We start from the raw sequence: 18,079 nt of genomic DNA on the forward strand, positions 1-18,079 counted from the left end.
TTGGAACAAATTATAATTTATATTTATATCTAATAAAATACATGATTTATTTTTACAAAAGCAAAGCTTTTGTAGCACGAAAAATAAATAGCTGCAGCTTTTAATTTGCGGCGGTTTGATTACAATTTGATTCTTGCATATGGAGTTGCAATACAGAATAGAAATACTTTATTGTGCGGAAAATCATCAGAATATCACAGAGTTTTCACAATTGCACCTTAAAATAAGCTATAATAAAACGAAAATGGCTTAAAGAGGGGCAACACGATGTATCAGATCTTAGTAGTTGACGATGAACAGAGAATTCGGGAACTGATTAAAAAATATGCGGTTTTTGAGGGACATACGGTAATCCAGGCCGGCGACGGCATGGAAGCAGTGCAGATTTGCCGCGAACGGCCCCATGACTTTGACATTATTATTATGGATGTTATGATGCCGGAACTGGACGGCTTTTCCGCCGTGAAGGAAATCCGGAAATATTCCTCCACGCCGGTGCTGATGCTCAGCGCAAGGGGCGAGGAATACGACAAAATCCACGGATTTGAGCTTGGTATTGATGACTACGTGGTAAAACCGTTTTCTCCTAAAGAACTAATGATGCGGATTAATGCGATTATTAAGCGCTCCAGTGCTTCCAATGAAGAAAATCAAAATGAAGTGGTTCGCTTTGACGGGCTAACGATTGATTTTACCGGGCGGATAGTTACGGTGGACGGGGAAAAAGTGGAGCTTTCGCCGAAGGAATATGACCTTTTGTTTTATATGGTGAAAAACAAAAATATCGCGCTGACGCGGGAAAAGCTGATTACGAACGTGTGGGGCTATGACTTTTACGGCGATGACCGCACGCTGGACACCCATATTAAACTGCTCCGTAAAAGCCTAAAGGATTACAGCCGGTTTATTGTAACGTTAAGAGGGGTGGGGTATCGGTTTGAAACACAGGGACCTGCTTAAACGGATCGGAATTAAGTGGCGCATTTTCGGCGGATTTGCCATTTTCACCCTGCTGATTCTGGTCTTGCTCTGGATGTTTCAGGTGGTCTTTCTGGACAACTTTTATAAATTCATTAAAACCAATGAAATCAGGAGTTCTGCGGAAAGCCTGGTGGAAACGATGAATTCAGATGATTTTATCGATACGGTAAACAGCATCTGCCAGAATACGCAGATCAACATTATGGTGACCAACGAAAAGGGGCAGATCCTCTACAAGTTTTTTGCCATGCCGACCGGAATTGCGGAGCGTTTTAGCCGGGTTAACAGCCCCTTGTACCTTACGCAGGTGTACGACGTGGCCGAATCGCAGGGCGGTACTTACCTGGAGCGTTCCCAGCACGGTGGGCCGGGGATGGGCGGCCCGCAGCGGGACGGCCGCATGGCGGAGCCGGAAACCATTCTCTATGCCCGTACAGCGGTAAAATCGGACGGAACGAAACTCATGTTCCTTTTAACTTCCAATATTTCGCCGGTTACCGCTACGGTGAATACGCTACGCGTGCAACTGACATACATTACGGTGATTATGTTGATTTTGGCGCTTGTGCTTGCCGTTATTCTGGCGCGCCACATTTCCCAGCCGATTGTCCGGATTAACCAGACCGCCGGAAGGCTTGCGCACGGCGATTACGACGTAACCTTCGAAGAAAAGGGATACCGCGAGGTAGCGGAACTGGCGCATACCATGAACTACGCGGCATCCGAGCTTTCCCGCACGGAAACCCTGCGCCGCGACCTTATTGCGAATGTTTCCCACGATCTGCGCACGCCGCTGACCATGATTACCGGGTACAGCGAGGTCATGCGCGACCTGCCGGGAGAAAACACGCCGGAAAACGTCCAAATTATTATTGATGAGGCAACCCGCCTGACCACGCTAGTGAACGATATGCTAGATCTTTCCAAACTGCAGTCGGGCACACAGACATATCTTCGGGAAAACTTCAACCTTACGCAGAGCCTTCGCACAATTCTGCTTCGGTATTCCAAGCTGACCGATTACAATATTACGTTCTCCGCGGATTGCGACGTTACGGTATGCGGAGACGAGCTGAAAATATCGCAGGTGTTTTACAACCTTGTGAACAACGCGATTACTTACACCGGCCCTGACAAGGTGGTAGATATCCGCCAGATTGTTCACGACGGAAAAGTACGTGTGGAGGTCCGCGACACGGGAGAGGGCATTCCGCAGGATAAACTAAACGATATTTGGGACCGGTATTATAAGGTAGACAAAGAACATAAGCGCGCGCAGATTGGCACCGGCTTGGGACTGTCCATTGTGAAAACGATTCTTGACATGCACGGCGGGGCATACGGCGTCAGCAGTCAGGAAGGCGTGGGCAGCGTGTTCTGGTTTGAATTGGACATTGTGGAAGAATAAAGTCCTGGCAGTGTACGGGAAGCCGCCCTTGCCTGTGCGGTCGGTACCCTGAACGACCAGGCGGGCACCTGCGGTCACAAGGACCATGCTCACGGGGAATGCAGCGGGAAAAATCACTGCGGCTGACGATATTCCACCGATCAATTTTAAAATGGGAGTTCATGGGCCGGCATTTCTGTGGTATAATAATAAAATTGGCTTTGGCTGATATCATTTTGAGAATCTGCCGTGTGGCGTAACGTTTTCGGCGAGTGAAACTATGGCTCGCGTCATATTGCTATCGGAGGTGCTGTTATGAATATTGCCGTGCTTGGCTGCGGAAGGTGGGGCAGCTTTCTGGCATGGTACCTGAACCGCCTTGGCCATTGGGTCATGCTTTACGGCCGGGAGGGTTCCGAACATCTGGCCGCGTTTCAGAAAACCCGCACCAACGGCCTGGTTACGCTGGAGGATTCCGTGCGCCTGACCAGCCGATTGGAGGAAGCCGTTTCCTTTGGAGAAATTCTGGTAATTTCCATCGGCGCCCAAAGCCTGCGCGCGCTGATGAAACAGCTTTCCGGGCTTGCGATGGATGGGAAAACCATTGTGCTCTGCATGAAGGGGCTGGAAGCGGAAACCGGAAAGCGGCTTACAGAGATTACGGCAGAGTACCTGCCCGGCGTGCCAACCGCAATCTGGGTCGGGCCGGGTCATGTTCAGAATTTTGTCCGTGGAATTCCAAACTGCATGGTAATTGACAGCAACAGCGACGCGGTTAAGCAAAAGCTGGTGAAGGCCTTTTCCAGCGACCTGATTCGTTTTTATTACGGTACCGATCTGCTTGGGAACGAAGTCGGCGCCGCTGCAAAAAATGTAATCGGGATTGCCGCCGGTATGCTGGACGGCCTGAACAAGACTGCGCTGAAGGGCGCGCTGATGTCCCGCGGAACGCGTGAAATTGCCCGGCTGATCCGTGCGATGGGTGGAAACGAATTGACCGCCTATGGGTTGGGTCATTTGGGCGATTATGAAGCAACCGTATTTTCCCCGTACAGCCATAACCGTCGGTTCGGTGAGCTTTTTGTGCGTGGGGAACCTTACGGCGAACTGGCAGAGGGCGTGGCCACCACGACTGCCTTGCTGCGTCTTGGCGCGCAGTACGGGGAGGAACTTCCAATCTGCAAAGCGGTGGATTCGGTGATTAACGGAGGAAACGATCCGAACCGAGTTCTTTCTGACCTGTTTCTGCGCAGCCTGAAAATGGAATTCCGGCAATAGGAGTTCCGGTGAAACCATCCATTTCTGTTGGTTTTGCGCCGATGGTGTGAATGATACCAATGTTACCAAAGTAGTATTTACAGTATATTAGTAAAAGGATGTATGGATATGAGCGAAGAAAACTGCACACATGACTGCAGTACTTGCGGCGAAAACTGTCCTTCTAAAAAAGCTTCCCCGCAAGATTTTATTGAAAAGCCGAATCCGATGAGCAAAATCGGCAAGGTGATTGGAATTGTCAGCGGCAAGGGCGGTGTCGGCAAAAGCATGGTGACCAGCATGATGGCGGTGCTGCTGAACCGCCGCGGCAGCCATACCGCAATTCTGGACGCCGACGTAACCGGGCCTTCCATTCCGAAAGCGTTCGGCATTAAGGAAAAGGCTATGGGCAGCGAGGCCGGCATGATTCCGGTGGCTTCCGGCACGGGGATTGACGTCATGTCCGTCAATTTGCTGCTGGATGACGAAAGCACTCCGGTTGTCTGGCGCGGCCCCATGATTGCCAACATGGTCAAACAGTTCTGGACGGATGTAATCTGGAACGATGTGGATTATCTGTTTGTCGATATGCCTCCGGGAACCGGAGATGTGCCGCTTACCGTGTTCCAAAGCATTCCGCTGGACGGCATAATCATCGTAACCTCTCCGCAGGAACTGGTTTCCATGATCGTTTCCAAGGCGGTTAACATGGCGAAAATGATGAATGTGCCAATCATCGGCATTGTGGAGAATATGAGCTATGTTAAATGCCCGGACTGCGGAAAGACAATTCAGGTATTCGGCGAAAGTCACGTGGACGAAATCGCCGCAAAGTTCAATTTAAAGGTGCTTGGAAAGTGTCCGTTTGACTCGGGTCTGGCGAAAAACTTCGACGTTGGTCTGGCAGAGCTTGCAAACGCCCCTTGGCTGGAAGATGCCGCCACTGCGGTCGAGCAGTTCTCGAAATAAAAGACAGCATAAAGCGACCCCCGGCAGCGATTGCTGCCGGGGGTCGCTTTATGGCTGCGGTAACGGTTACGCACTTGCGCGGGCGCTGTCGTACTGCGCCATATACAGGCGGTAGTAATAGCCTTTCTGTGCCATCAGTTCCTCGTGGGTTCCGCTTTCCATAATGCGGCCGTCGTCAATGTACATAATACGGCTGCAGCTTTTGATGGTGGACAGCCGATGCGCAATGATAAATGACGTACGCCCCTTCAAAAGCATGTTAATGCCCTGCTGCACCAACTGTTCGGTGGCGGTGTCAATGGATGAGGTTGCCTCGTCCAGCACCAGAATTTTCGGGTCAGCCAGCAGTGTGCGCGCAAATGCCAGCAGCTGCTTCTGCCCCTGGGAAAGCCCGCCGCCGCGCTCTTTGACCACGGTGTTGTAGCCGTTTCGCAGTTTGCAGATAAAGTCGTCCGCGTGCAGCGCTTTCGCGGCCCGAATGACTTCCTCATCCGTTGCATCCTGCTTCGCGTAACGGATGTTGTCGGCAATGGTGCCGGAGAAAATGAAGCTGTCCTGCAACATGATGCCCATTTGGCTGCGCAGCGAATGCAGCGTCACGTCCATCACGTTGTGGCCGTCAATCAGCACCTGACCCTCCTCAATGTTGTAAAAGCGGCTAATCAGGTTCACAATGGTGGTTTTGCCCGCGCCAGTCGGCCCCACAATGGCAATGCTTTCCCCGGGCTTTGCCTCAAAGCTTACATTTTTCAGAATTTTCTGGCCGGGTTCATAGCCGAAGCTGACGGAGTCAAAACGGACTTCCCCAACAATGGGAGGAAGTTCCTGCGCGCCCGGTTTGTCTTCAATCACTGCCGGCTCGTTCATGGTTTCAAAAATGCGCTCCAGGTAGGAAACTGCGTTAATAAAATTGTTGTAGATGTTGGCAAGGTTGATAATCGGCTGCCAGAAGCGTGAAGCGTAGGTGCCCATGGCAAGCAAAACGCCGAAGGAGGCCATCGGGTTCAGCCAGTAGGCGCCCGCGATATAAACCAGAGAAAAGACGATTTGGGAAACGGTTTCCACCGAAAACCACACGGTGTTTGAAATGTAAATGGCATTCATCCAGGTGTGGTAGCGTTTTTCCAGCAGCCGGTTCAGAATGCCCATGTTGGTTTCCTGTCGGTCAAACGCCTGTGTAACCCGGGAGCCTTCAATGGATTCCTGTACAAACGCATTGACGTTGGAGTTTTTGTTGGAAACCGCCTGCCAGGCCTTGCGCTGCCGCGGCTTGATGATCCAGATAAACACGGCAACAACTGGCATCCCGGCAACCGTAATTGCCGCCAGCGGCACGCTGACCTGAAACATGAAGATGATAATAAAGATAATATTGATGATTTCAATGATGAAGTTCAGAATGCCGTTGCTCAGCGCGTCGGATACTGCGTTGACGTAATGGACAACACGCACCAGAATTTTTCCGTGCGGCCGGTTGTCGTAATAAGAAAAGGGCAGTACCTGCAGGTGGTCAAACAGGTCTTTTCGAATGTCGTGCACGATATTCTGTCCGACCTTTGCCACAATGACGGTGCGTATGGTATTAAACCCGATATTTACCAGAATGGTCAGTGCCAGCAGAACGCTGAGACGGATGAGGTAACCTACGTCCTTGTGGGGAATGGCAATGTCGGTTGCTTTCTGCAGCAGCATCGGGCCGGTCAGACCCACAATACTGCCGATGGCGCTGAAGACCAGTGCACCGATCATCTGCTTTTTATACCGGGCAACATAAACCATGCATTTTTTTAAATTTTCAAAATTAAATGGGGATTCCAAATCTTCATCTACATCATACTTGTTACGCGCCAATGGAAATCCCTCCTTCCGGTGCAGCTTCCGTGGAGTCCACGCTGTTTTGCAGCGCCCAGATACGGTAGTAGTAGCCGCGCTTTTTAAGCAGCTCTTTATGGGTTCCCTGTTCTACAATGCGGCCCTGATCCAGAATCAGGATGCTGTCTGCATCCTGCACTGAGGAAACACGCTGTGCAATAATGATTTTGGTGCAGGGGAAATCCAGATGCCGCAGCTGTTTTTGTATGTACTGTTCCGTTTCCATATCCACTGCGGATGTGGTGTCGTCCAGAATCAGAATGGACGGCTTGACGGCCAGCGCGCGTGCCAGGGAGATGCGCTGCCGCTGCCCGCCGGAAAGACCCACGCCACGCTCGCCGATTAAGGTGTCGTACCCGTCCTGCATATGGGTGATGAAGCCGTCCGCGTCGGCCGCGGCGGCATACTTCACCACTTCTTCCATCGGCAGGTTTTCGTTCCCATAGGCAATGTTTCCTTCCACTGTGTCTGAATAGAGGAAAACGTCCTGCATTGCCACGCCGATGGAGTCACGCAGAGAAGAGAGCGTCAGATCCTGCACATTTTTTCCATCTACCAGTACCTCGCCCTCCGTTGCATCGTAAAACCGGGTAATCATATTGGCCAGTGTGGTTTTGCCCGCACCGGTGGTTCCCATAATACCGAGTGTTTTGCCCGCGCCAATGCGGAAGTTCACGTGGTCCAGCAAAACGTTTCCGCCAGTTTTAAAGCTCACGTTCCGGAATTCCAAATCGCCCTTCAGGCGGCCTGCGGCGGGCTTGGCATGGCTGCGGTTTACGATGGTAGGCTGCGCATAGAAAATTTCAATAATCATTTCGCACGAGGCGAAGAACCGCTGAATGTCGTTAATGAGCATACCCAGGTTGCGCAGCGGGTTGGCAAGCGCCCAGGTCAGGGAGGAAAACGCCAGCAGTTCGCCCGCGGTCAGCTTTCCATGAATCATAAAAATGCCGCCGACCAAAATCGTAATGACCGTCAGCGAATTGGAAAGCAAGTCAATCAGCGGCTGAAACCGAACCCCGACGTACGTGGTTTGCAGGTTCATCTTACGGAATTCCGCGTTTTTTTCCTCGAACTTCTGCTTTTCAAATTCCTCCGCCGCAAAGGCTTTCACCACCCGGTTTCCCGCAATGTTTTCCTGTGCCACGGTGTTTAATTCGGAGAGCTTTTGGCGCAGCTGCACGAACATCGGACTGATGATTTTGGAGAACATTCGCGTAATCAGCAGGATGAACGGCGTAATAGCGGCAAGGCACAGCGTAAACGTAACATTTACTGTGAGCAGATAGCAGAGAGTCACCGCAAAAATTACAATGGAATCCACCACGTTGTAGGAAATCCACGCGGTGGTGTGCCTGACCAAATCCAGGTCGTTGGTCATGCGCGTCATGAGGTCGCCGGTGCGGATTCGCCCGTAAAAAACGTAATCTTGATTTTGAATCACTTCATACATTCGGCGCCGCACGTCATCCAGCATACACTGGCTGTTTTGCTCCAGGCAGACGATCATAATATAACGCATCGTCAGCCGTACAATCTGTACGATCATCATGGCACCGAGAATCGGCAGCAGCTTTTCTGTGTTGTGTGGCGTAATTACTTCATCAATCAGTTTTTGGGAAAGCATTGGATTGATAATCAGCATGGAAGAGGTGATTCCCGAAAGAATCAGCCCAATTACGAACAAAGGGCGCTTTTTGCCCATATACTTCCATAGCCACTTTAGCTTGAACATGTTGTCACCCGTGACATCCACCCCCATCATTTCCTCAATTTTTTCTGAGATGTTCTGCCTGATTTTGCTGTAATCTGCGGAGAAAAATGGATTTTATTCTTGCGCTCTGCATACCAAAGGATTATAGTAAATTTAGAAAATTATTTCGTGTCATCTGTTCACATTTTAGTGACAAAAATTGCTGGATTGGAGGATGCACCATTCATGCTGGAATTCTATGAAACATACCGTGACAACCTGCCTTACCCGTCGTTTTGGGAAGAGCGGAATGTTCACTGCAGACCGCATTTCCACAGCAGTGTGGAACTGACTTATGTTTTGGAAGGAAATCTTCAGGCCTCTGTGGATGGCAAGCCATATCTGGTCGACCCGGGTGAGGTCCTGATTTTCTCCAGCTACGCCGTGCACAGCTTCAGCCGCCAGTTTCCCAGCCAGTGCATTTTGCTGATTGTTCCGCTGGACTTTCTTCCAGCTTACGAAGCTGTGCTGGAGAAAAAGATTTTTCAAAAATGCGTATGCCAAGACCCCTTGGTGAACCGTGAAATTCTGCACTGTATGGAACAGATTCTGCTTTACCGGGAGTGCACGGAGGAAAACGTCAACATCATCAAGGGGTATGTTTATGTGATTTTTGGACTGCTCATCAACAGTGTTGGCCTGCAGGAAACCGCGGAGAAAAACGATTCCCTGTCGCGGGAAATTCTGAAATATCTGCAAAACAATTATTTGGCGCCGGTATCGCTGGACCTCCTTGCACACTACTTTGGCTACAGTAAGTACCGGTTTTCCCATATTTTCAGCACCTTGTTCGGATGCAGCCTGACCGAATACGTTAATACGCTGCGCTCCCGGCACGCAGCTAGCCTGCTGACGGAAACGAAGGTCCCGCTAATTGATGTCGCGATGAATTCCGGTTTTGAAAGCATGCGCACCTTTTACCGCGCATTTAAGGTCTGTTTTGGGGTCACGCCCTCCCAGTACCGCAGCAACTATATTGCCAAGCAGTAGCTTGTAAATTGTAAAATTTAGGAATATAATTAATTTAATTTTTTTTATGCGGAGGGTCGGCATGTCGGATTCTCTGATTACAAAAAAGGCGATTGCCAGTTCCATTAAGGAACTGATGAAAAAGAAGGACCTGCAGAAAATTTCGGTCTCGGATATTACGGAACACTGCGGGATTAACCGCCAGACGTTTTATTACCATTTCAAGGACAAATATGACCTTGTAAATTGGATTTACTACAACGAAGTGGTTACCGCCGTGGTACATAACAGCAATCCGCTCAGCTGGAGCGGAGTCATGCTGGAAGTGCTCACAGACATGCAAAAGGAAAAGCACTTCTACATGAATGCACTCAGTGTGACCGGCCAAAATGCGTTTCAAGACTATTTTTTTGAAATGACCAAGCAGCGGCTACTTGGGATTTTGGACTTTATTGCGGAGAATACGGATTCGGACGGGCGGATGAGTGATTTGAAAATGATTCCGCAGGAGGATAAAGATTTTATTGCGGAGTTCTTCGCGTACGGAATTGTTGGAATTACCGTGCAGTGGGCACGCGGCGGAATGCGGCAGCCGCCGGAGGAAATCATTCGCAGAATGTCTTACCTGATTCATAACGTTAATTTTTTTACACCATTGGAAGATTGTTTTCCCAATCCGGCCGATTTGCCGGAAGCGTAAGAAAACGGAATAGAAGGAAAAACACCTGATTGCGGTGACCGCATCAGGTGTTTTTTGTAAATTTCTGGCGAAAAACGGACGAGTTTTAATGTTATTTTAAACAAAAGAAAGTGGTTGGAATTCGTTAATCTGTTCAATTTTGGCGTTTAAATTTGGTTATAATATGATATAATCTTAAATATGATTCTATGGTTTCCAATTTGGATTTCACCTTTGGAAAAGCAGTATGGGAAAAGAAGAAAGTGGAAATGAGGTTGACGGCAATGCAGCTGACGGAGCTATCTATTATTATTCCGGTTCGCAATATTGAACGGGAAATTCAGGGCATATTAAGTTCCGTGGCAGCGCAGACGGCGGGGCATGAAACGGAATTTATTATTGTAGATATGGGTTCCACCGACCAGACGGTACTGGAAGCCGTTCAAACCATTAAAGAGCAGAAGCTGCGCGGGTTCGTCATCCAAAACGGAGACGGCGCCGTTTCGGCCGCGCTGAATACCGGAATGCAGAAGTCTGGCGGGGAATATATTACTTTTATTTTCGCCCGCCGCCTTTACCGAAATTTTATTCATGGATACCTCGATACAGCGGCGCGTACATCGGCGGACTTTATCTACGGAAGTGTGACGGAAGCGGACTCCGCGGCCGCGGAGCGCAGGCTGCTCGGCAGGCCGCTGCAGCAGGAAAACGGAATCGAATCCATGAAAAAGATTCTGCGTGGAATGCTGCCGGTTGATATTTCTGCTATTCTGGTCAGACGGAGCATGATTCTGGGAAAGCGGATCCGCTTTTTTGACCATTGCGAACACGGTTACGCGGAAGAGTTCGTGTACCGTTGCCTCCTTTCGGCGAATTCCATCGCACAGTCGCCCACGGTCCTTAAACGGGATGTCAGTATGGAACTGAAGCGCGGCAAGCAAAAGGCGATTGGAAAAGCAATTTTTCAGCATACCGATGCAATGCTTCGTATTCTTGACCACGTGAAAGCCGGCAGCCAGGAGGACCCGGAGCTGACCGCACTGCTGGAGCAGAATAAGATTCCGCAGACGATTATGGACGGAGTGGACATCATGCTCCGGGAAGGTGCACAGTATAACGCCGTGCGCGCGGTCCTGCGCGCCGGCGGCTACGACAAGCTGCTGGTAACGGGCCGACACACGTCCCCTGCGCTGAAACGACGTGTAAAGCTGTGGCAGTTTTTCCCGTGGCTGTACAAGGCAAAATAAGGTGATACGGCAAACTGCTCGTTTGGGCGGGTTGCCGTTTTTTTATAATTATTCTTTATTATTTTTATTAGAAAAATAATTGACAGCCCATACTATGTTATATACAATATAATCCAATGGGGGGTATTTCCATTGGATATACAGATCAAAAAAGGTCTGCTCGACGTGTGCGTTCTGGCGGTTATCCAGCGAAGGGATTCCTACGGATACCAGATTATGAAAGACCTTTCCAGCTGTATCGAAATCTCGGAATCGACACTGTACCCGATTTTGAAACGACTGGAAGCGAACCGATGCCTCTCCACTTATTCCATGGCTCATAACGGGCGTTTGAGAAAGTATTACCGAATCACTCCGCTGGGGCGGCAGAGACTGGCTGATTTTCTCGAGGAGTGGAAGGAACTGGAGCAAATGCACGATTTCATTTTGCAGGAGGAACACGAATCATATGAATAAAGAGCAGTATTTAAGAAAACTTCGGTCGTTGATTCGGAAACTGCCTAAAAGCGAGCAAAAAACCGTCATTGAATATTATCGTGAGATGATTGACGATAAGGTGGAAAATGGCCAGACGGAGGAACAGGCCGTCGCCGAATTGGGGGACGTCTTCCTTCTGGCGCAGAAGATTTTGGCGGAGAACCCGAACCGGAAGCGTTACAGTGCAAATCGGATTGCCGGTATTGTGGTGGCCAGTATTTTCGCCGTGCTCATTATCGCCGGAATTTGTTTCAACTCTCTTAGAACGTCCAGCACAGCAGCGGAGTCCTACGGGTTTGCCTGGAATTCCCAAAATCAAAACAGCGGAAGGGGCTCGGAGCCATTGGAAACCAAGACGGAAATGGCTTTGGCGGCGGAAACAAAGTGCATTTATATTGACGTGAGGGACAAGGAAATATCGGTGGAACGCGTGGAAGGTGATTCGATCTGCCTGACCTATCAGTCTTCCAAACAGGATCAGTTTACTTACACCAATACGAACGGCGTTATGAAGCTGATTAACCACAGTCAGGGCGGGTTTCACACGTTCGATTTCTTTGACTGGGATCCTCAAAGCCGAGTTACCGTGAGCGTGCCGGAAAGCTACGCAGGGGAAGTCTACCTGAGTACCAGCAACGGCACAATTTCGGCAGAGAATTTGTCGCACGCCACGGTGCTGACCTGCTCCACCAGCAACGGGAAAGTTTTGCTTTCCGATGTTCAGGCAGAACGGATTTCGGCGAACAACAGCAACGGGCGGATTGTGTTTACCGACGTGACCGCTTCGAAAGTGAACGCCGACACCAGCAACGCAGAAATTTCCCTGCAGAAGCTAAACGCACCGGACATTGAGCTGGAAACCAGCAATGGCGGAATTCGCGGCAGCATTGTGGGCCGGGAAGAGGACTATACCATTCACACCGATACCAGCAACGGAAGCTGTACCCCGGGCAGCCGTCAGGGCGGCAGCAAACGCCTTTTTGCGGACACCAGCAACGCAAGTATCCGCATTGATTTTGTCGATTAATAATTTTTATATCTGAATTTGAAAAAACTGGAAAGGTGGCAGCTTATGAAAAAGGCATTAATTGTTGTAGACTATCAAAAGGATTTTGTCACCGGAAGCCTCGGTTTTCCAGGGGCAGAAACGCTCGACAAAGTGATTGCTGCCAAAATTCAGGAATACCGTTCTTCCGGCGGTGATGTCATTGTCACGCTGGATACGCACGCAGAAAATTATTTAGAAACCCAGGAAGGCAGAAATCTTCCTATTGTTCATTGTGTCCGAGATACCGATGGATGGAACCTATTTGGAGAAACAGCAAAGCAAATCTGGGAAACGGATTGTCGTTTTGAAAAGGGTACCTTCGGTTCGCTGGCTCTTGCGGAGTATTTGAAAGAGCGGGGCTATGAATAGGTTGAACTGGTCGGCTTGGTGTCCAACATCTGTGTAATTTCCAATGCCGTGCTGGCAAAGGCGGCTCTGCCTGATGCGCAGATTATCGTAGACGCTGCCTGCACAGCGAGCAATGATGAAGCGATGAATGAAAAGGCTCTGGATGTTATGGAAGGAATTCAGATTAAGGTTATCCATCGGCAAGGCGAATCGAATTGAAACAGCGAAAGAAAGTTATATTAGAAGTCGAATATGAAAAAGCCGATGATGAAATGAATCCCTTTGCAGTTTTCAGACCATAGAAAAGATTTTTATGATGCCGTTTTCCGATGCTTCGGGAGATGGCATTATTTTTTAATCAGACAAGGCGGGAAAAGAACCAACACACGGAGCATTTCTGGCAAGTGGGGCGTGGGCGGACTTTTCCTTGAAGAAAACCGGAGCGCATGTTATAATAACACTGATTCCCCAGAACAGAAATTTCGCTGGGAAATCGGCATATGAATCGAATCTGAAACCATACCAACAGGGAGGGCAACCTTTTTGACCAATACAATTCCGGCCGAAGCGCCGGCACGTACCAGCGTACCACGTACCAACGTACCAATGCGTACGCAGGAGGACTATATGGCCGAGGTCGCGCAGATTATGGCAATCCGTGCGCGGGGGGACGTGCCGAAAGCTTTGGTTCGTACCTACGGCTGCCAGCAGAATGTGGCAGACGGGGAAAAAATTAAAGGGCAGCTGGAACAGATGGGCTTTTCTTTTACCGATCAGGAAGAGGAAGCCGATTTTATTCTGTTCAACACCTGCGCGGTCCGCGAGCACGCGGAAGACCGGGTGTTCGGCAACGTGGGTGCGCTGAAAAACATTAAGCGCCGCAACTCGTCGCTGATTATTGCGCTGTGCGGCTGCATGATGGAAGAGGAACATGTCGCGGAGCGAATCCGCAAAAGTTTTCCTTTCGTCAATTTGGTGTTCGGCACACATGTTATTCACAAGCTGCCGGAGATGATGTTTCAAACACTGACCTGTGGCCACCGCGTGTTTGAGCGTGGCGACGACAGCGCCGACAAGCAGATTGTCGAGGGTATTCCGGTTCACCGGGACGGCTCGGTCAAAGCGTGGGTCACCGTGATGTACGGGTGCGACAATTTCTGCTCGTACTGCATTGTTCCCTATGTGCGCGGCCGGGAACGCAGCCGCACGCCGCAGGCTGTTTACGAAGAGTTTCTGGGACTAGTGAAAGCGGGCTATAAAGATATTACCCTGCTTGGCCAAAATGTGAATTCCTATGGCAAAGGGTTGGAGGAACCGGTGAACTTTTCCTCCCTGCTGCGCATGCTGGACGAGGTGGAGGGCGATTACCGCATCCGGTTTATGACGTCGCACCCCAAGGACGCGACCCACGAACTGATTGACACCATCGCCCAAAGCAAGCACATCAGCCACCACCTGCACCTGCCGTTCCAGTCCGGTAACGACCGTGTGCTGAGAGAGATGAACCGCGGCTACACTTCGGCGCAGTATCTGGATTTGGTAAATTACGCGAAATCGAAAATTCCCGACCTTTCCCTGACTTCCGACGTTATCGTCGGATTCCCGGGCGAAACCTACGAGGAATTTCAGGATACGGTCCGTTTGATTCAACAGGTGGAATTTACCTCGCTGTTTACTTTCATCTATTCCCCACGCGAGGGAACCCGCGCTGCAAAGATGCCCGACCCCGTTTCGGCAGAGGAGAAATCCCGTTGGTTTGCAGAACTGTGCGCCGCGCAGGAACAAATTGCGGCCAGACGCTGTGCTTCCATGGTCGGAACGGAACAGAAAGTGCTGGTCGAGGAGAAAAATGAAAAAACCGGGCTGTTAACCGGCCGCACGGACGGAAATATTATTGTTGATTTTCAGGGGAACGAAGCCAACATCGGCAATTTTACCCGGGTGAAGATTACCGCCGCGCGCAACTGGATTTTGACCGGCGAGGAACTTTGAACCACAAACGACAGGTTTTGAAAATATATATTAAGGAGTAATTCAATGGATATTATCAGTTTGGCAAGGGAAATCGGTAAGGAAATTCAAAAGGACGAGCGTTACCTGAAGATGCGTGTCGCCCAGCAGAACGCCGATGAGGACCAGCAGCTGCAGCAGATGATCGGCGAATTTAACCTGAAACGCATTGCCATTAATACGGAGTCCCAGAATGCAAACGCTGACCCAGAGAAAATACAGACCCTAAATCAGGAGCTTCGCGCGGTTTACGAGCAGATTATGAAGAATCCGCGCATGACAGCTTACAATGAAGCCAAAAAGGATTTTGATACGCTTTTAAAGCGCGTTAACGCCATTATTTCCCTTTCTGCCGAAGGGGAAGATCCGGAAACTGCGGATTACGAGGAGCATTCCTGCGGTGGGAACTGCAGTTCCTGCAGCGGCTGCCACTAATTCGAAAAAATCTTTCAAGGAGGCGGTATTTGCGCTATGGCAGCCTTATCCCCAATGATGCAGCAGTATTTTGAAATTAAGAATCAGTATCCCGACACGATACTGTTTTTCCGCCTCGGCGATTTTTACGAAATGTTTTACGATGACGCAAAACTTGCATCGAAGGAACTGGATTTAACGCTTACCGGCCGCGACTGCGGGCAAGAGGAGCGAGCGCCGATGTGCGGTGTTCCGTTCCACAGCTACGAAACTTACCTTGCCCGTCTGGTGGCCAAAGGCTACAAGGTGGCAATCTGCGAGCAGATGGAAGACCCAGCCTTGGCCAAGGGGTTGGTCAAGCGCGACATTATCCGTGTGGTTACCCCCGGAACCGTGCTGGAAAGCAGCATGCTCGATGAAAGCCGGAATAACTATATCTGCTCGCTCTGTGTGGAAAACGCCGGGGCGGGCGTCTGCTTTGCGGACGTTTCCACCGGGGAGCTGCACGCTACCTCGCTTGCCGACGGCAACTTGACAGAGCAGCTGAAAAACGAGCTTTCTCGCTATTCCCCAAGGGAAATTCTGATTAATCAGGAAGCGCTCGGCCTGGCGGAACTGCCGAAGTTTATACGCGAGCGCCTTTCCGCCAGCCTAGAACTGCTGGATCCGCCGGAATACGATACCAATGCCTGTACCACGCAGGTTCTGGAGCAGTTTCACCGGGAAACACTCGACGCACTGGATTTGGGGGACAAGCCCGAAATTGTGCGCGCGCTTGGGGCGCTGTTCGGGTACTTGAAACGCACCCAGCGCACCGGGTTGGAGCGAATGACTTCCATCAACCTTTACACCGGCGCGCAGTACATGCACCTTGACCTGAACGCACGCCGCAACCTGGAGCTGTTGGAAACCATGCGCTCCAAGGAAAAACGCGGCTCACTGCTTTGGGTGCTGGACAAGACCCACACGCCCATGGGCAAACGCTTAATCCGTAGCTGGATCGAGCAGCCGTTGTTAAGCCCTGCACAGATCAGCCGCCGCCTGAACGCGGTGGAGGAGCTTACTCAGGATTCCATTCTGCGCGGCAGCATTGGGGAGCAACTGACCGGCATTCACGATTTGGAACGCTTGATGTCGCGGATTGTCTATGGTTCCGCAAACGGGCGGGAATTGCGCTCGCTTGCCTCTGCCACGGAGCGGCTGCCCAAACTGAAAGAACTCATTTCTTCGACAAAGTCGGAGCTTCTTTCCCGCATTTGTGCAGAAATTGACGAACTGCAGGATGTCCGCTCCTTGATTGAACGCGCGATTGTAGAGGACCCGCCGTTTTCCGTGCGCGAGGGCGGCATTATTCAGCCGGGCTACAGCGAAGAACTGGACCTGCTGAAAGGCGATATGAGTGACAGCCAGGGCATCATTGCCCGGATCGAGGCGCAGGAGCGCGAACGCACGGGAATCCCGAAGCTGAAAGTCGGATACAACCGCGTATTCGGATATTATATTGAAATCAGCAACGGCTACAAGGACCAGGCACCGCCGGAGTACATACGCAAACAGACGCTCACAAACTGCGAGCGTTTCATCACGCCGGAACTGAAGGAACTGGAGGGCAAAATCCTCGGCGCGCACGACAAGTCCGTACAGTTGGAATATCAGCTGTTCGACGAGGTGCGCCGGAAGGTTGCAGAGCAGCTGAACCGTGTGCAGCAGACCGCACAGGCCGTTGCACGGCTGGACGTGCTGAATTCGTTCGCACAGGTTTCGGTTGACCATAACTATACGCGCCCTGTGGTGAATTTGGACGGAAAAATTATTCTGAAGGAAAGCCGCCATCCGGTTGTGGAAGTGCTGCTGGACGCACCCTTTGTGCCGAATGATGTTCAGCTGGATATGGACGAAAACCGCGTGGCGATTATCACCGGTCCGAACATGGCCGGGAAATCCACCTATATGCGACAGACTGCGCTGATCGTTATCATGGCGCAGATTGGCTGTTTTGTGCCGGCCTCCTATGCCGAAATCGGCATTGTGGACAGCATTTTCACCCGTGTGGGCGCGTCGGATGACCTAGCTTCCGGCCAATCTACCTTTATGGTGGAAATGTCGGAGGTGGCAGATATTATTCGCAGCGCCACGCCGCGAAGTTTGCTGATTCTGGACGAAATCGGGCGCGGCACCTCTACCTTTGACGGCATGAGCATTGCCCGCGCGGTACTGGAATATGTTGCGGACAAACAGCAGCTTGGCGCAAAGGCGCTGTTTGCCACACACTACCATGAACTGACCATAATGGAAGATTTGGTTGATGGGGTAAAAAATTACAACATCGCCGTGAAAAAGCGCGGCGACGACATCACGTTCCTGCGCCGCATTGTGCGGGGCGGGGCGGACGACAGCTTCGGCATTGAAGTCGCAAAACTTGCGGGCGTACCGAACAAAGTGGTGAGCCGCGCAAAGCAGATTCTGGCAGAGCTGGAAAGCGGAAAGCAGGTTACGGCGCCCAAAAAGAGAAAAAAGCAGGACGACGAACCCGAAGAACTGCAGTTGGCGCTGACCCCTCCCAACGTGACGGAAGTAATGGAACGGCTGAAAAAGTTGGATGTTAACACACTGACCCCGATCGAGTGCATGAACACGCTGTTTGAGTTAAGCACGCTGGCAAAATAAA

General features: G+C 50.7%; 16 protein-coding genes. 14 read left to right on the forward strand and 2 right to left on the reverse strand.

Annotation, left to right across the window (positions count from 1 at the left end; all coding sequences use genetic code 11):
• Positions 1-267 precede the first annotated feature (267 nt).
• From ACSVDI_RS04610 to ACSVDI_RS04625, 4 genes are all read left to right on the forward strand, one after another.
• Positions 268-960 (forward strand): response regulator transcription factor, encoded by a 693-nt coding sequence (locus ACSVDI_RS04610; RefSeq protein WP_457945117.1) that lies wholly within the window; start codon positions 268-270, stop codon positions 958-960.
• Complete coding sequence (locus ACSVDI_RS04615; protein ID WP_457945118.1) at positions 938-2,389, forward strand: ATP-binding protein; 1,452 nt, start codon at positions 938-940, stop codon at positions 2,387-2,389. Before ACSVDI_RS04610 ends, ACSVDI_RS04615 begins: the two co-directional genes overlap by 23 nt.
• Before the next feature lie 294 nt (positions 2,390-2,683).
• Positions 2,684-3,646 carry an NAD(P)H-dependent glycerol-3-phosphate dehydrogenase gene (locus tag ACSVDI_RS04620; protein WP_457945120.1) on the forward strand — a complete coding sequence of 321 codons (963 nt, stop codon included), beginning with the start codon at positions 2,684-2,686 and terminating at the stop codon, positions 3,644-3,646.
• Positions 3,647-3,754: 108 nt separating this feature from the next.
• On the forward strand, positions 3,755-4,594 hold the full coding sequence (locus ACSVDI_RS04625) for a P-loop NTPase (RefSeq protein WP_457945122.1): 840 nt from the start codon (positions 3,755-3,757) through the stop codon (positions 4,592-4,594).
• Positions 4,595-4,660: 66 nt separating this feature from the next.
• Here ACSVDI_RS04625 and ACSVDI_RS04630 read toward each other — a convergent pair whose 3' ends face one another.
• Positions 4,661-6,445, reverse strand: coding sequence for an ABC transporter ATP-binding protein (locus tag ACSVDI_RS04630; RefSeq protein WP_457945124.1), 1,785 nt, complete (start codon positions 6,443-6,445; stop codon positions 4,661-4,663).
• Entirely contained in the window at positions 6,435-8,201 is a 1,767-nt protein-coding gene (locus ACSVDI_RS04635; protein WP_457945126.1) for an ABC transporter ATP-binding protein, read from the reverse strand. Before ACSVDI_RS04635 ends, ACSVDI_RS04630 begins: the two co-directional genes overlap by 11 nt.
• A 204-nt stretch (positions 8,202-8,405) precedes the next feature.
• Here ACSVDI_RS04635 and ACSVDI_RS04640 point away from each other — a divergent pair, with 204 nt between their 5' ends.
• The 10 genes from ACSVDI_RS04640 (at position 8,406) to mutS (ending at position 18,078) form a co-directional block, all read left to right on the forward strand.
• The gene (locus ACSVDI_RS04640) at positions 8,406-9,209 is read left to right on the forward strand and encodes an AraC family transcriptional regulator (RefSeq protein WP_457945128.1); all 804 of its coding nucleotides are present in this window, start codon (positions 8,406-8,408) and stop codon (positions 9,207-9,209) included.
• Positions 9,210-9,270: 61 nt separating this feature from the next.
• A complete protein-coding gene (dhaS, locus tag ACSVDI_RS04645) occupies positions 9,271-9,888 on the forward strand; it encodes a dihydroxyacetone kinase transcriptional activator DhaS (protein ID WP_457945130.1) in 618 nt (205 codons plus the stop codon).
• Positions 9,889-10,136: 248 nt separating this feature from the next.
• Positions 10,137-11,114 (forward strand): glycosyltransferase family 2 protein, encoded by a 978-nt coding sequence (locus ACSVDI_RS04650; protein ID WP_457945132.1) that lies wholly within the window; start codon positions 10,137-10,139, stop codon positions 11,112-11,114.
• Between the two features lie 132 nt (positions 11,115-11,246).
• Positions 11,247-11,570, forward strand: a complete 324-nt coding sequence (locus ACSVDI_RS04655) for a PadR family transcriptional regulator (RefSeq protein ID WP_457945134.1) — start codon at positions 11,247-11,249, stop codon at positions 11,568-11,570.
• A complete protein-coding gene (locus ACSVDI_RS04660) occupies positions 11,563-12,618 on the forward strand; it encodes a DUF4097 family beta strand repeat-containing protein (protein WP_457945135.1) in 1,056 nt (351 codons plus the stop codon). Before ACSVDI_RS04655 ends, ACSVDI_RS04660 begins: the two co-directional genes overlap by 8 nt.
• Before the next feature lie 45 nt (positions 12,619-12,663).
• Positions 12,664-13,008: a cysteine hydrolase family protein gene (locus tag ACSVDI_RS04665; RefSeq protein ID WP_457945137.1), complete on the forward strand. Its 345-nt coding sequence runs from the start codon at positions 12,664-12,666 to the stop codon at positions 13,006-13,008.
• A 15-nt stretch (positions 13,009-13,023) separates the two neighbouring features.
• Complete coding sequence (locus ACSVDI_RS04670) at positions 13,024-13,206, forward strand: hypothetical protein (RefSeq protein WP_457945139.1); 183 nt, start codon at positions 13,024-13,026, stop codon at positions 13,204-13,206.
• A gap of 387 nt (positions 13,207-13,593) precedes the next feature.
• Positions 13,594-14,979 (forward strand): tRNA (N6-isopentenyl adenosine(37)-C2)-methylthiotransferase MiaB, encoded by a 1,386-nt coding sequence (miaB, locus tag ACSVDI_RS04675; RefSeq protein ID WP_457945599.1) that lies wholly within the window; start codon positions 13,594-13,596, stop codon positions 14,977-14,979.
• Between the two features lie 45 nt (positions 14,980-15,024).
• Positions 15,025-15,432, forward strand: a complete 408-nt coding sequence (locus ACSVDI_RS04680; protein WP_457945140.1) for a YlbF family regulator — start codon at positions 15,025-15,027, stop codon at positions 15,430-15,432.
• A 36-nt stretch (positions 15,433-15,468) separates the two neighbouring features.
• Positions 15,469-18,078, forward strand: coding sequence for a DNA mismatch repair protein MutS (gene mutS, locus ACSVDI_RS04685; RefSeq protein WP_457945141.1), 2,610 nt, complete (start codon positions 15,469-15,471; stop codon positions 18,076-18,078).
• Position 18,079 lies beyond the last annotated feature (1 nt).

This window comes from Caproiciproducens sp. LBM24188 (assembly GCF_054130445.1).